The sequence below is a fragment of the Allocatenococcus thiocycli genome (genome assembly GCF_921292965.1).
Taxonomy (GTDB): Bacteria; Pseudomonadota; Gammaproteobacteria; order Enterobacterales; family Vibrionaceae; genus Vibrio; species Vibrio natriegens.
On the sequence record NZ_CAKLCK010000023.1, the window covers coordinates 83,129 to 97,153 of the forward strand.

Below are 14,025 nucleotides of genomic sequence, written 5' to 3' on the forward strand. Positions count from 1 at the left end.
CTTCCTAAACAATGAACAATCCAATAAATCACAAACTGTCCAATATCACCATGACGTTAATACAAATTAGACGAGTAGCTCTTACCAGCGCTTTATTAGACTTATTAAAAATAGGGTTTTATACGTCATTATCACGTCTGGCATATATACTTAAACCAAAGGCACTTCGATGTACTTGGAGCAGCACGTTGAAGTCACTTGGCGAAAAACGGAAGTAAGGGAGAACAACCATGGAATTACACAATAAGGCCGGCGAAGTTGCAAAAATCGCTGACAACCTAACATTGAAAGAAATTACCGAAATGGGCTATACCGTTGACTTATGTGATGAAGCGTTTGACCCAGGTGAGCATTGGAAAGCAGAAGGTAAAACTCAAGGCATGGGTGAATACCCTGAAGAGTAATCCCACAGCCGATTGCGGTTCATAACTCCTGCTGAATAACAGACACAAAACCGAGCGGCCTACGCTCGGTTTATTTTGTCACTTCTTCGATAAACATCGTCATCTCTTCGAGATAGTTACCATTGGCGCATCCCCAATCGGTCACCTCAATCAACTCCGTCATTAATTGTCTGGTTTCATCCGATTGCACAGACTGGATAAACGCATTGAACCGGTCACCGTCAGCCTGATTGTGTAACGCATGTATTGCGTACTCCTGCAGCAAGTCATTGTAGACCACCCAGCGCTGATCCTCTGACATATGGCTACTGAGAATAAGTGCACATTTCTCTTGGATACTATTCACGGAATCCTTTTGTGGCGATGTGATCGACGAGCACCCTGTCAACATCAAACCTAGTGTCAGTAACGTTGTAATTGTTTTCTTTGTCATTTTAATTTTTATCGTTGCTGAAAGAGAATGCATAAACTATATATGCAAAAACTATCTGTGTATGGCTTTGATGATAAATGCCGTGATCAACGACGAGACTGAGGCACACAATCGCCTACGCTTTAACCAACCAGGTTTAACTTACAGGCTCGATTAGAAACAAATCAGCCACTAACCCATTAAAATGTAAACGAATAGTAAAACTACGTTTACGAACAGCAAAAACAGTAAATAAAGTGCACACTCCTTTCTTGCTCCCAAGCGTGCCATAATCAACCGTCTACATAACGCAACCATTTGAAGGATCAAAATGACCGCAACGCATTACCTCAACGACCTCAATCAGCGCTACCTCGCGATTCACCGCACCAAGGAAGATTTCTTTTGGGAAACTTACATGGGGATCAGCGATGACCATGACGGTTCGACGCAAGCACAAACAGCATGGACAAGCTTTTTGAGCAACGCGGAACAAATTACCGCAATCAAACAACAGCTTGAAGCCGCTGACTCCATTTCTGACCCGCAAGAAAAGCAGCAAACCATCACGGGTTTGTCAGGCTGGCTGGCGATGTTTGAATCACATGCAATCGAAGGTGAAAAAGCGCAAGAATTAAAAAATCAATTGATTGCCTTTGAAGCCGAGCTTTTTGAAAAAAAACAGAACCATGTCCAAACGTTTACCGATGAAAATGGCAAACAAACCGAAGGTTCGCTTCCGGTATTGAGTTCGACCATTCGAACCAATAATCATGAAGAAGTGCGCCAATCTGCGCACCAGGCGCTGCTGAACCTCGAGCAATGGTTGCTGGAAAATGGCTTTATTGAGTTGATCAAACTGCGTAATCAATTCGCTCGTTCATTGGGCTATGCAACTTTCTTTGATTACTCAGTACAAAAAACCGAGAAGATGACGTCTGAGCAGCTGTTCGAGATTCTGGAAGATTTCGAACAGCGTACTCGAGATGCGCACCTGAATAGTTTAGAAAACCTGGCGAAAGAGAAAGGTCAAAGTGCGCTGACAGGCCACAACTTTATCTATTCATTCGCAGGTGACGTCATGCGTGACCTAGACCCATACGTACCGTTCTCGAAATCTCTGCGACGCTGGGTAGAGTCGTTTGGCCGTCTGAACATTGATTACTCAGGCGCAACACTGACTCTGGATTTACTGGATCGCAAGGGTAAATACCCGAACGGATTCTGCCACGGCCCTATTCCTTCTTTTTACAACCAAGGTGAATGGGTTGCTGCGCAGGTCAACTTCACCAGTAATGCCAAACCAGACCAAGTAGGCAGCGGCTACGATGGCATTAATACGCTTTTCCACGAAGGCGGCCACGCTGCGCACTTTGCTAACGTTAAAATGAATGCTCCTTGTTTTTCACAGGAGTTCGCCCCGACTTCTATGGCATATGCAGAAACGCAATCGATGTTCTGTGACAGCCTGCTGACCGATGCGGATTGGCTAAAACAGTACGCTCTGGACGATGAAGGTAACCCCGTTCCTGATGAGATCATTCAAGCGATGATCAACAGCCGTCAGCCATTCAAAGCCTACGAAGAGCGCAGTATCTTAGTTGTGCCATATTTTGAGCGCGCGCTGTATCAACTCAGCGATGAAGAGTTAACGCCAGAGCGCATCACCAAGCTTGCACGTGATTGTGAGAAGCAGATTCTTGGGTTGGAATGCAGCCCTCGCCCACTCATGGCCATTCCGCACCTGCTATCTGACGAAGCCGCTTGTGCTTATCAAGGTTATCTGCTCGCACATATGGCGGTGTATCAGACCCGAGCTTACTTCCTGGATAAATTTGGCTACCTAACCGACAACCCAGAAATCGGTCCACTACTAGCGCAGCATTACTGGCATGCAGGCAACAATTTGTCGCACAACGAAACGATTGTTAGCCTGACTGGTGAAGGGTTCAACGCCAAGTATCTTGCCGACGTATGTAACCTGTCAGCAGAGCAAGCGTGGGAAGTTCAGCAGCAGAAAATCAACTCACTTGCCACGCGTGAACGAGCTCCCGTAGCATCGCTGAACGCGACAATTAAAGTCGTCGACGGCAGCAAGGAACTTGCAAGCAACACCACGTCCGACGAGCAAATGTGTGACGATTTTGAACGTTACATCGTAGAAACGTACGGTCGATAGTAAAAAGAGGAGCCAGAATCTGCGTTCTGGCTCTTTGCTACTGACACATGGTTACAAAAGGAAGCGCTATGCATCAGTCAATCATCAAGTTCTGGTTTGAAGAACTGACCCCACAAAATTGGTTCGAAAGTAATCCTGAACTGGATAAACTCATTGAATTTCGGTTTTCCTCAGTGCTAGAGCAAGCGGCTCGCTGCGAACTGTTTACTTGGCGCGACAGTGCACAAGGTCGATTAGCCGAAATCATTGTACTCGACCAGTTTTCGCGTAATGTGTACCGCAATACGCCAAAAGCGTTTGCACAAGATCCACTCGCGCTCTCGTTAGCACAAGAGGCCATTCGACTTGGTCTGCATAAAGCGCTGAATCGCGATCAACGTAGTTTTTTGTACATGCCGTTTATGCACAGTGAATCTCGTGTCATCCATGTGGAAGCAGAAAAATTGTTTAGAGCTCCGGGGCTTGAAAACAACTACGATTTTGAGCTAAAACACAAAGCCATCATCGACCAATTTGGGCGTTATCCACATCGTAATGCGATATTAGGAAGAGCGAGTACACCAGAGGAAGTTGAGTTTTTGAAAACACCAAATTCTGGCTTTTAACGTCAGTAAACAACAAGGCAATAGAATGACGCTAAACACCATAATGTGGCCATGTTTATTGAAACTAGAGGGCGATGACGAACTCATCTATCTGCAATCCCACGCAGAGTTACAAACAGAGTGTCAGGCACTCATTTGGGGACAAGAAGATTACGTGATTGATTCAAACGGTCAAACTTTCGGCTTGCAGCATGATGATGCCAATCACATAACCCTGAATCCAAATAACAAAACCCTGTCTGTCGAAGAAGTCACTACGCTGATTCAATCTCATGAATTTAGTCAGGCTCAACGATGCATCATCAAAATCCATTTCAGTAGTGTTCAGCAGGCCGTTTCTGCATTGGCAAGTTAATTTGACAGATTGAAACGCCACAAACAGTTCTAAACAATGAGTATCTCGGGATCGAGCTGTTTGCCTAAAACTCAGAATGCCATCTTGATGCATTGTCACAAAATGACCTTCAAACAGACGGTCTGCTTATAAACGCAGTAAATAAAAGCCTAGCCTGACCTTATCTTGATTTAGCCAAACTTAGTCGCGTTAATGTCATCCAACAAACTGTCAAGCTGATAAACCACTTCGCAACTTGCCTTTTCCATCGCTTGAATAGCGTTGATCATTGCCAGAGAATCAGATGCTTTCCCGCACAGTAGCGCATTTTTACCATATTCGTGAACCTGCTTATGGGGCTCCTCTAACAGAGAAAAACTACGCAACCCTTTATATTGAGTACCAGCCCCTCTGTAATACCAGTTCCCTAAACGACACCCAGTATGCTCAGAAACTTTCTCCTCAAAGGCTTCGGATTCAACCAACTTGTACAAGTTTTGCTTCCATACGGCATGATCAAGTTTCACCGTATCCAAGAATGAGCGGGTTGATGCCAGAAAAATAACCTCTTGCATGTGCTCTGATTTAACAACTACTTCATTCACAATACAGCCAATTTGCGATGAAGACGCTGAAACCTCTTCTGCACAGGTCTGGTTCTCTGTAATGGCTTCTTTAATGGCTTGAACTTGAGAAACGATTTGATGAACCAACTGATCAATCTTCTCACTTGTCTCATGCGCTTTCCCAGCCAAGCCGCGCACTTCATCCGCAACCACGGCAAAGCCTCGACCCGACTCTCCTGCTCTGGCAGCTTCTATAGCAGCATTTAGCGCCAACAAATTGGTTTGATCGGAGATTTCTTTAATGGTTGATACAAACTGGTTGATTGAACTCGCAGTGCTGTCTAAGTTTTGCGCCACAGTCATACTGCTATTTGCGTGGTAGCTGATTTTCTCAGCGCGATTTTCTAAACGCGCCAATGCTTGATGTGTTTGTGCGAACATGTCATCAAGTAACTTCAGCGCCTCATTTTCAGCTAGCAGATTTTCAGCACTTGCAGCCATTTGAGTCCTGATCGCTTCCAGCATTACGCTCCCTTCGAGGCTAGATGACATCACTTGCTTGTTCAATTTTATCGTTTGTTTGTACGACTCAATTTCTTGTGTAGAAACCTCTAACTGCTGCCGCATAGATTGCATATCGCGGTCATACTTTTCCTGTAGAGCGGCAATCTCACTTCTTAGCTCTTGATTTTCTTTTTTTATTTTATTCTGCCAAAGCATATTTCGTCTCATATTAGCAAGCATCTAATTACAGACCATTGTATTTACAACTTGCATAATATTCCCTGCTGATAGTAACAAAATTAATATATAGAATTCGTAACTTTGTATAATCTGACCACTTAGTACACTTAACTACTAGAACGTCTCTATCGCTGACTATACTAATCTCATCGTCGGCTAAAAGGAGGAATACATGCCTAGTCAGAACCCCATCGAGATAAAAGCACTCGATCACATTGTTTTGCGAACAACTAATCTCAATGCCATGTTGTACTTTTATCGAGACATACTAGGTTGCCCGGTCGAAAGGGAGCTCGCTGAATTGGGGTTAACTCAGCTCAGAGCCGGTACAGCATTGATTGATATCGTCACAGTAGAGAGTGAACTGGGCAAACTGGGCGGAAAACCTCCTGTACAAAATGGTAGGAACGTCGATCACTTTTGTTTGCAACTTACGCCGTTTGAAGAAGCTGAACTCATCCAATATCTGAACAACCACGATATTCAGACTGAGGATTTTGCCGAGCGTTATGGCGCGCAAGGTTTTGGACGCTCGCTCTATATTAATGATCCCGAGGGGAATGTTGTCGAGCTCAAACCTCAGGTGATAATCGAGTAAGTTTCAGCTATCTCAACATGATTTCGATAAGGCAAACAGAATGAACGCTATCTCACTGATTAAGGGAGACATCACCACAGCAAAAGTCGATGCTATCGTTAATGCCGCCAATCCAAGCATGCTCGGTGGAGGAGGCGTCGATGGTGCGATTCACCATGTCGCTGGTCGCGAGCTGTATGTTGCTTGCTTAGCAGTGAAAGAAATCGATGGTATTCGCTGCCCTTTTGGCTACGCGCGCATTACTTCCGCTGGAAAGTTAAACGCACGTTACGTTATTCATGCCGTTGGGCCGATCTACGATAAATTTCACGGCCCTCGAGCGGTGTTAGAATCGGCCTATAAAAACGCACTCGATCTGGCGTTGGAAAGCGGCTGTAAGACTGTCGCGCTACCCGCCATCTCATGCGGCGTTTATGGTTATCCACCACATGAAGCTGCCGAAGCGGCACTCTCAGTCTGTCAGCGCCCTAAATACCACTCGTTGCAGATGCACTTTTACCTGTTTAGCGATGAGATGCTTAGAATTTGGCAACAAGCTCTCGCGGCCTATCAATAAACCCAATCGACCAGAAAACCAGAGAAGAATAGTCTCAAGACTTAACCACTCTGAGGCGTCAATAAGCATAAGATGCAAAAACAGCTTACGCCTCAACCCCTCTTACGCGCTCTTCACTGAATTCCTTCTGCCACCAAGTTCGGTTTTTGTATTCGTTCTGAACAAGAAAACTCTCTCCCGGCATAGGCGTGAGTAACGTTACGCTTTCGCTTTGGCAGTGGCGAATCAAATCTTCAATTGGCTCATCCCATTTATGCGTGAACAACTCATAAGTTGCCCAGTGGACAGGCAATAGCTTTTTCGCCTGTAAGTCCTTGAATGCCTGAACCGTATGGTGTGCTTGCATGTGGCCCCAGTTTTCTACCGGATAGCCCTGATTGTTTTTTACATCCGCCGCCACTTCCAAACAGGCAATGTCGATAGGTCCGCACCGCTGTGCGATGTCGGCAAAATGCTGGTCGTAAGCACTGTCTCCACTAAAGTACAGTGTCTCACTTCGCCCTTTAATGACCCATGAAGCCCACAATGTGGTGTTTTTATCGAGATAAGTTCGCCCTGAGTTATGGTTAGCGGGCGTACAAATAAGCTCGACATTGGCATACTGTATGCTCTCCCACCAGTCGAACTCAACAATAGCATCAGCACACACTCCCCATTTGATCAGGTGTTTACCAACGCCAAGCGGCACGTAAAAGGTGACTGATTTATCTGCATAAAAACAGATACTCGAAGCCTCCAGGTGATCATAATGATCGTGCGAGATCACGATAACATCTGGGATAGTCAAACTCTCTCGAGCGTGTGTATTAGGGATGTTACGCTCAAACCAGGCCTTTGCGATTAATGGCGAAGCATAGTCAAATACCGGATCGGTCATAATACGAATACCGTCCACTTCTACCAACATGGTTGAGTGCCCCAGCCAAGTCACTCGCATAGAATCACTGCGGTGTAAAAACTGATCTTGAACGATTGGGGAATAAGGTAAATGTCCATTGGGACACAGTGGCGCACGGCCTCCCAAATAGCTCCAGCAAACCTGCCAGAACGACTGATGACTTGGCACGTTCGGCATGGCATTTTTGACCCGGCCACTTTCGAACTGAGGAGAGTGATGAATACGATGTGCGAGTTGCGCGGTATAAGTTTGCGGCTTAATCGGTGAGCCTAGTTTACGCTCAGGGCTCAAAAAATTGCTCTTCAGGGTCGTTTCAGACATTTCTTAGCTTCGTTTGCTCGACGATAGGTTTAGTAAAGCCCGCTTTCATGTCTGTTTTATGACCAACCAGAGGCGTAAAATGAAGATTAGGTTTCAGTGGAAACGAATCCCCTCGAGTGGAATCTCAAACCAAACATTTTGTACTGGGTATACTTAAAGCAAATAGATTTGGTACAAAGGGAGAACAACGATGGTGACCTGCAATCAATACGATTTTATTGAAATAGCCTGTATGTTTCAGTTACCTGTTGAAATTACTCTGAAGAATGGTGAAAGCCATCAGGGGAGAGCGTTTGATACCGGCTTTGATATGCAGCGACAAGAATGTTTGTTTCTTGATGTTGACGGCGAACATGTGGCCTTTCCGACCGAACAACTGCTCATGATGCGAGCGCTAAAAGCCAATCCACATTTTAGTGAAGTAACGTTTGATTAGTGCATTATGGTTTAAAGATGAGAGCAAAAAAGAGGGGCAGTGCCCGAATACCGCCCCTAAAGTCATGCCAAACCTGTCATACGCTGGGCCACTAGCCTTGCGCGTTATAAAAATTGCTAGCGGTCAAAAGACCTGAAAACTACTGGTTATTGTTTAAAACTTGTAACCACCGCTGATCATAAATACCCAAGGGTTAATCTCTACGTCAGTCTTTTGCTTCACGCCACCTGCTTTGTAGGTTGCTTCTGTTTCAATGTTAGCGTACCAAGCAGATGCGTTTAGGAACCATTGATCGTTGATCATGTAGTCCACACCAACGTTTGCCGCTAAACCAAATGAATCGTCCAGTTTCAGATCCGACAGGCCATTAACTTTACCTTTGTTATTAAAGCCTTCATCAAAGAAGATGGTGTAGTTCAGACCCGCACCAACGTATGGACGGAACTTACTTTGTGGCTCGCCAAAGTAGTACTGAACCATAAACGTTGGTGGCAGGTGTTTGGTATCAGCGATATCGCCAAGATTGCCTAAATCTGTAGAAATATCGTGACTAAACGGTGTCGCTGCCAACACTTCAAAGCTGATGTTGTCCGTAAACATGTAGCCAAATGTCAAACCAAGCTGAGTGTTAGAATCCACTTTCAGCTCTTCTGACGAGCCAAGAATCTTATCACTGCTATCATTAGGAACAACAGACGCCGCACCCACGCGAAGAACGAAGTCACCTTGTTTATGAGCGAAAACACTTGGTGACACGAGCGCAGCAACCACTGCCAAACTGCAGATTGTTTTTTTCATTTTTATTTCCTTTTATAGGGCTTCGTTTTTGTACCCGTCACTGGTTCATGAAACTCTGCAATATCCAATGGAAAGTCAGAGTGTTAACGAACCCGGGTATTTATATTTGTTAACTGCGCGCAATCTAGCACATAAAAACCTTACTATTTTGACGGAAATCAATTTGTAAAAAATATAGCGAGTCTGTGTTAGAAAACGCCAAATTGATCAACAAATTATGCAAATGATACACAATCTTGTAATGCGAAATGTGCGTGTGAGAAGCTATTGCCCCTTTAGAGGCACTAGCTTAAGCAGGCTGAACGACGATAAATCACTTATCATCAGATGAGTGAGACACTTTTCAAACTCAGGAAACGTGATGAACCTGTTTAAAGATTTACCTCATGATGTTAATGAAGAAATATTTGAAGATCTGCTGTGTTACGACAAGTTGCGTATTGAACGTATTGTTTCTTACGGGCAGACTTCTCCCGAAACTGGTTGGTACGATCAAGAAGAAAATGAGTGGGTGCTGGTATTAAAAGGAGCGGGAGAGCTCACCTTTGAGAATGAAATAGTCAAACGTCTAGAAGCAGGCGATTACATTAATATCCCGGCACACACTAAACACAAAGTCAGTTGGACCACCCCCGATACGGAAACAATTTGGTTAGCGGTATTTTACCAATAATTCAAAATCAAGTTACCTTGATAAAAGCGAAAACAAGTAGGCACTCATAGTGAACGATGTGAAAAAGCCGTCATTGGCACTGTTTGATTTTGATGGCACCATCACCAATCAGGATATGTACAGCCTGTTCTTGCACTATTCCGCATCGGGCAAGCGAAAGAGCGTCGGCAAGTTCGTAATTACGCCATTCTACTTGTTGTACAAAATTGGAATATTACCTGCGCACATTATGCGTCCGATTGCGAGCTTTATTGCCTTTGCTGGTAAAGAGACACAGCACGTTAACGCCATCGGTACTCAATTCGCTAACGAGATTATCCCCCAATACCTCAGACCAGAAGCCGCAGATAAACTGGATTGGCATCAACAAAATGGCGATACCATTGTCGTGGTATCAGCTTCCCTAAATGCGTATTTGCGGCCGTGGTGTGAAGCAAACGGATACCATCTACTATGCAGTGAACTGCTGACCAACACGCCCACAATCAGCGGACGATATCTGCAAGGCGATTGCAGTTTGGAAAGAAAAGTAAGACGGGTACACGAATCATTTAACTTGAATGATTTTGCCTCCGTCTATGCCTACGGTGATACCCATGAAGATATCCCGATGCTCAAACTTGCCGATCACGCCATGCTGAACTGGAAAAAGTGGGAAACCACGTAGACACCGCCAAAAACAGCAGTGGTAAGGCTATCATCGCTCATCTTTAGGCGTGTCCATCACCACCATGGTTGTTATCCCCTGAACGTGCTCACACTCCCCAAGAACACCAGCATGAAACGCTTTGTAGGCGGCTAAGTCCCGCGTTTCTACTCGCAATAAATATTCGTTCGCGCCAGTGATGTTATGACACTCAACGACTTCTTTCACAAAACGTACGTGATCCTCAAACGCGTGCTGCGCCTGTTTAGAGTGAGAAGCCAACCCTATCGAAACATACGCGACAAAACCGACACCCAGTTGCTGACTGTCGAGCACCGCACGATAGCCTTTGATTACGCCTTGACGCTCCAATTCTTGCACACGGCGCAACGTCGCAGAAGGTGACAAACCAACTCTCTCAGACAGCTCAACATTGGAGATTCTTCCGTCTAACTTAAGCTCTTGCAATATTCTTTCGTCAAATTTATCCATAATGATTTTTTATTGCTTAATTAATCCATTCAAGGTCAATAAAAGCACAATATTGATGACGTTTCTACTTATAGTTGTTTGAAAGATGACGTCCACTCAGGACAGTTTTGATGTAAGGAAAAAACTATGGAATACCATCAATTAGGCGCTCTGGCATTGTTTGCTTTTGTATCGACTTTTACTCCGGGCCCGAACAATATCATGCTGATGACATCAGGCGCGAATGTCGGGTTTAAACGCACCATTCCACACATGTTAGGTATTACTTTTGGCTTTGGCGCAATGCTAATTCTGGTTGGTATTGGCTTAATGGGGTTATTTCACGCGTATCCGGTTACCCATACAATATTAAAAGCACTCAGCTTAAGTTACTTGCTGTATCTGACTTATAAAATCGCCACCAGTGGTAAAGCAGAAACAAAAAATGATTTTAAGCCAATGTCCTTTATCGGTGCGGCGGCATTTCAGTGGGTGAATCCAAAAGGCTGGTCAATGGCACTCACGGCTGTCACGGTGTACAGCTCGGGTGCTGCATGGCTAGAGCTGACGTTTATTGCAGGTATCTTCTGCTTGGCTAACCTACCCTCAGTCACTTTTTGGACCGCTGCCGGGATACAGCTACAGCGCTGGTTAACCACATCTAAACGTGTCAAAGGGTTTAATTACGGCATGGCGGCATTACTGCTTTTATCGACGATTCCAATGGTATAACTGAATCCCAATCAAAACCTCTACGGAGGTTTTTGTATGTTTGAGGGATAATCATCGAACAAGCGAACATTCTCGCTTAGGTTTCAGTTTCAGTTTCAGTTTCAATTCACAGTGTAAATTTGTTTAAAGACACTACTCTCTCAAGAGAGATATTGATATTCTTAAATGAGAAAGAGAATAATTATCGAGAAAAGTAAAGATGAAAAAGAAACCTGAACCTAAAGAACTTGTCGTTACGCACACAGAAACGATTACCCCAAACATGCAGCGCCTTACTTTGCAAGGAGACGCCCTCAGTCAATTCCCGGCAGACTGTGAGGGTAGCTACATTAAGCTGCTTTTTAATCAAGATGGTGGTACCACTTTAGAAGCGATGTCTGAAGATAATCGCCCGTTGATGCGTACTTATACCATTCGCCGTTACCATCCAGAGAAATGCAGCATTGAAGTCGATTTTGTTCGTCATATCACACAAGAGCTGCAGTGTGGATTCGCCGCTCGCTGGGCGATGTCAGCACAGAAAGGGGACACCATCAACATCGTTGGTCCGGGTAGTATTTCTAACCTCAATACCGACGCAGATTGGTTTTTCATGGCAGCCGATATGACCGCCCTCCCGGCTCTGTCCGCCAAAATCAGAACGTTGTCTGAAGAAGCAAAGGGCTATGCGGTAATTAGCGTCATCTCCGCCGCAGACATTCAACCAGTGCACGCGCCAGCAGGTATGGAACTGATCTGGCTGACTGAAGGGCAAAATCTGGCAGACGCCGTTCGCGAATTGGAATGGTTGGAAGGGAATGCCGCTGTTTGGTGTGCGTGTGAGTTTGATTCTATGCGCGCATTACGCCAGTATTTCCGCAATGAGAAAGAAGTCGAGCGTGAAAATATCTACATCAGTAGCTACTGGAAACAAGGCGTGGCAGAAGATGGGCATAAAGTGATTAAGCGTGAAGATGCCGAATCCAATCAATAGCAATTCACGATAAAAAATACGCCCGGTGGAGCCGGGCGTCGGCAAAATGCCTAATAGCTTTTTTGACTATCAACGATAGTTTTCAGGCTTAGCAGGGTATAAATCATTCAATAATTGTTGCAACTTCACGAATCAACAACGCCAGTTCGTCCCATTGCTCGTTGTCAATCAAATCACCAGGCACCATCCAGGTTCCACCACACGCTAATACAGAAGAAATAGCCAAGTAATCTTTTACGTTACTAGGACTTACCCCACCTGTTGGCATGAATTTAACTGGGTATACCGCTGAAAGTGCTTTAAGCATTGCGGTGCCACCCGATGGCTCCGCAGGGAAAAACTTAAGGGTACGAAGGCCCATTTCCATCGCTTGTTCAACCAGGCTTGGATTATTTACACCAGGTACGATAGCGATATTTCTCTGCTGACAGTATTTAACGGTGGTTGGGTTAAAGCCCGGGCTAACAATAAAATCGACACCAGCTTCAATCGCTTCATCCACCTGAGCACTGGTTAGGACAGTGCCCGCGCCAATTAACATCTCTGGGTACGCGTCGCGCATATTCTTGATCGCGCGTGCCGCATCTTCAGTACGAAACGTGACTTCAGCACAAGGTAGGCCGTTTTCAACCAATACCTGAGCCAATTTTACAGCCTTGCTTGCATCTTTAATTGCAATAACAGGGACTACTTTAATTTCAGAAAGTTGTTGATTTAGGTCTTTCATTTCATCGTTCCTTAAATAGTCGGCATCGATTCGCTTGGAATGATTGCACCGCGATGTTGGATAACAGAACCAGCCACTTTGTGCCCAGCCAGCGCAGACTCAGCAACGTCTCCGCCTAGAATGCGTTTTGCAAGGTAACCTGCACTGAAAGAGTCGCCAGCTGCCGTCGTATCGACCACAGCGTCTACTTTCAATGCCGCAACGGAGTGCTGTTGGTCTTGTGTCACAACAAAACAGTCGTCCGCGCCGCGCTTAACAATGATCTCTTTCACTCCAAAGCCTTTGCTACGATTAATGGCTTCAGATTCCTCTTTGTCACCCCATAGCATGACCTCATCATCAAAAGTCAAAAATGCCATGTCAGTAACACTGAGAATTTGCGAGTAGAAACGACGAGCCAACTCTATACTTGGCCAAAGTTTTGGCCGGAAATTGTTATCAAACGCTATCGTAACGCCCTCGTTACGGCAGGCAGCCAGCAGGTCGATCAGCGTTTGACGATGTTCTTCAGCGATAATAGCTAAACTGATACCGCTCAGATAAATCATTTGATGTTGGCAAAGATCTTTAACCAAAGATTCAAAGTTTTGCTCGCGTAGCCAATATTTTGCGGCTGCGTCTTCACGCCAGTAAAAGAAACTTCGTTCACCATCGTCCGCGGTTTCAATCGCATAAATGCCCGGCAATTTATCTTCAGAGAAGTAGACCATGTCGGTGTTGATGCCTTCGTCTTGCCAAGCTGTCAGCATTTCGCGGCTAAACGGATCGAGTCCCAGCCCAGTCACATAGGATGTTTCGACGCCATGTTGTTGGGTTAAACGAGACAGGTAAACAGCAGTATTGAGGGTATCACCACCAAAACCTTGCTGTAGCACGCCATGATGTTTCCTAAGCTCCACCATACATTCACCGATGATAGCGACGCGACTGATTGGGTTCATGGGAGCCTCCT

General features: G+C 45.2%; 18 protein-coding genes. 11 read left to right on the top strand and 7 right to left on the bottom strand.

The features are described from left to right. Positions 1 to 230 precede the first annotated feature (230 nt). Positions 231 to 404: a hypothetical protein gene (locus tag L9Q40_RS08205; protein ID WP_014233493.1), complete on the top strand. Its 174-nt coding sequence runs from the start codon at positions 231 to 233 to the stop codon at positions 402 to 404. Between the two features lie 70 nt (positions 405 to 474). Here the strand turns inward: L9Q40_RS08205 and L9Q40_RS08210 are convergent, their stop codons facing one another. After that, positions 475 to 837 carry a hypothetical protein gene (locus L9Q40_RS08210; RefSeq protein WP_498793013.1) on the bottom strand — a complete coding sequence of 121 codons (363 nt, stop codon included), beginning with the start codon at positions 835 to 837 and terminating at the stop codon, positions 475 to 477. 310 nt (positions 838 to 1,147) lie between these two features. Between L9Q40_RS08210 and L9Q40_RS08215 the strand changes: the two genes are divergently transcribed. The 3 genes from L9Q40_RS08215 (at position 1,148) to L9Q40_RS08225 (ending at position 3,955) form a co-directional block, all read left to right on the top strand. Further along, the gene (locus L9Q40_RS08215) at positions 1,148 to 2,995 is read left to right on the top strand and encodes a M3 family metallopeptidase (protein WP_243977419.1); all 1,848 of its coding nucleotides are present in this window, start codon (positions 1,148 to 1,150) and stop codon (positions 2,993 to 2,995) included. 68 nt (positions 2,996 to 3,063) lie between these two features. Further along, positions 3,064 to 3,600 carry a DUF924 family protein gene (locus L9Q40_RS08220; RefSeq protein WP_498793014.1) on the top strand — a complete coding sequence of 179 codons (537 nt, stop codon included), beginning with the start codon at positions 3,064 to 3,066 and terminating at the stop codon, positions 3,598 to 3,600. A 25-nt stretch (positions 3,601 to 3,625) separates the two neighbouring features. Then, on the top strand, positions 3,626 to 3,955 hold the full coding sequence (locus L9Q40_RS08225; protein WP_498793015.1) for a DUF4144 family protein: 330 nt from the start codon (positions 3,626 to 3,628) through the stop codon (positions 3,953 to 3,955). Positions 3,956 to 4,125: 170 nt separating this feature from the next. Here the strand turns inward: L9Q40_RS08225 and L9Q40_RS08230 are convergent, their stop codons facing one another. Beyond that, positions 4,126 to 5,220, bottom strand: a complete 1,095-nt coding sequence (locus L9Q40_RS08230) for a methyl-accepting chemotaxis protein (RefSeq protein ID WP_498793016.1) — start codon at positions 5,218 to 5,220, stop codon at positions 4,126 to 4,128. Positions 5,221 to 5,416: 196 nt separating this feature from the next. Here L9Q40_RS08230 and L9Q40_RS08235 point away from each other — a divergent pair, with 196 nt between their 5' ends. Together L9Q40_RS08235 and L9Q40_RS08240 are read left to right on the top strand one after the other, a co-directional pair. Next, on the top strand, positions 5,417 to 5,842 hold the full coding sequence (locus L9Q40_RS08235) for a VOC family protein (protein WP_498793017.1): 426 nt from the start codon (positions 5,417 to 5,419) through the stop codon (positions 5,840 to 5,842). A gap of 40 nt (positions 5,843 to 5,882) precedes the next feature. Then, positions 5,883 to 6,398: a macro domain-containing protein gene (locus L9Q40_RS08240; RefSeq protein ID WP_498793018.1), complete on the top strand. Its 516-nt coding sequence runs from the start codon at positions 5,883 to 5,885 to the stop codon at positions 6,396 to 6,398. 85 nt (positions 6,399 to 6,483) lie between these two features. Here the strand turns inward: L9Q40_RS08240 and L9Q40_RS08245 are convergent, their stop codons facing one another. After that, positions 6,484 to 7,617 carry an MBL fold metallo-hydrolase gene (locus tag L9Q40_RS08245; RefSeq protein WP_498793019.1) on the bottom strand — a complete coding sequence of 378 codons (1,134 nt, stop codon included), beginning with the start codon at positions 7,615 to 7,617 and terminating at the stop codon, positions 6,484 to 6,486. 190 nt (positions 7,618 to 7,807) lie between these two features. On the opposite strand from L9Q40_RS08245, the gene L9Q40_RS08250 reads away from it, so the two are divergent. Beyond that, positions 7,808 to 8,053, top strand: a complete 246-nt coding sequence (locus tag L9Q40_RS08250; RefSeq protein ID WP_020335096.1) for a Rho-binding antiterminator — start codon at positions 7,808 to 7,810, stop codon at positions 8,051 to 8,053. Positions 8,054 to 8,206: 153 nt separating this feature from the next. Here the strand turns inward: L9Q40_RS08250 and ompW are convergent, their stop codons facing one another. Continuing rightward, positions 8,207 to 8,851 carry an outer membrane protein OmpW gene (ompW, locus tag L9Q40_RS08255; RefSeq protein WP_014233484.1) on the bottom strand — a complete coding sequence of 215 codons (645 nt, stop codon included), beginning with the start codon at positions 8,849 to 8,851 and terminating at the stop codon, positions 8,207 to 8,209. Between the two features lie 361 nt (positions 8,852 to 9,212). Here ompW and L9Q40_RS08260 point away from each other — a divergent pair, with 361 nt between their 5' ends. Both L9Q40_RS08260 and L9Q40_RS08265 read left to right on the top strand, forming a co-directional pair. Continuing rightward, complete coding sequence (locus L9Q40_RS08260; protein ID WP_498793020.1) at positions 9,213 to 9,524, top strand: cupin domain-containing protein; 312 nt, start codon at positions 9,213 to 9,215, stop codon at positions 9,522 to 9,524. Between the two features lie 49 nt (positions 9,525 to 9,573). After that, a complete protein-coding gene (locus tag L9Q40_RS08265) occupies positions 9,574 to 10,191 on the top strand; it encodes an HAD family hydrolase (RefSeq protein ID WP_498793021.1) in 618 nt (205 codons plus the stop codon). Positions 10,192 to 10,221: 30 nt separating this feature from the next. On the opposite strand, the gene L9Q40_RS08270 is transcribed toward L9Q40_RS08265, so the two are convergent. Then, positions 10,222 to 10,662 carry an Lrp/AsnC family transcriptional regulator gene (locus tag L9Q40_RS08270; RefSeq protein ID WP_014233481.1) on the bottom strand — a complete coding sequence of 147 codons (441 nt, stop codon included), beginning with the start codon at positions 10,660 to 10,662 and terminating at the stop codon, positions 10,222 to 10,224. Positions 10,663 to 10,788: 126 nt separating this feature from the next. On the opposite strand from L9Q40_RS08270, the gene L9Q40_RS08275 reads away from it, so the two are divergent. Continuing rightward, positions 10,789 to 11,373 (top strand): LysE family translocator, encoded by a 585-nt coding sequence (locus L9Q40_RS08275; RefSeq protein ID WP_498793022.1) that lies wholly within the window; start codon positions 10,789 to 10,791, stop codon positions 11,371 to 11,373. A gap of 199 nt (positions 11,374 to 11,572) precedes the next feature. Beyond that, positions 11,573 to 12,346 (top strand): siderophore-interacting protein, encoded by a 774-nt coding sequence (locus L9Q40_RS08280; RefSeq protein ID WP_420660017.1) that lies wholly within the window; start codon positions 11,573 to 11,575, stop codon positions 12,344 to 12,346. 103 nt (positions 12,347 to 12,449) lie between these two features. Here L9Q40_RS08280 and L9Q40_RS08285 read toward each other — a convergent pair whose 3' ends face one another. After that, positions 12,450 to 13,073 carry a bifunctional 4-hydroxy-2-oxoglutarate aldolase/2-dehydro-3-deoxy-phosphogluconate aldolase gene (locus L9Q40_RS08285; RefSeq protein WP_020335092.1) on the bottom strand — a complete coding sequence of 208 codons (624 nt, stop codon included), beginning with the start codon at positions 13,071 to 13,073 and terminating at the stop codon, positions 12,450 to 12,452. Between the two features lie 11 nt (positions 13,074 to 13,084). After that, positions 13,085 to 14,014 (bottom strand): 2-dehydro-3-deoxygluconokinase, encoded by a 930-nt coding sequence (gene kdgK / locus L9Q40_RS08290; protein ID WP_118120785.1) that lies wholly within the window; start codon positions 14,012 to 14,014, stop codon positions 13,085 to 13,087. Positions 14,015 to 14,025: the final 11 nt, after the last annotated feature.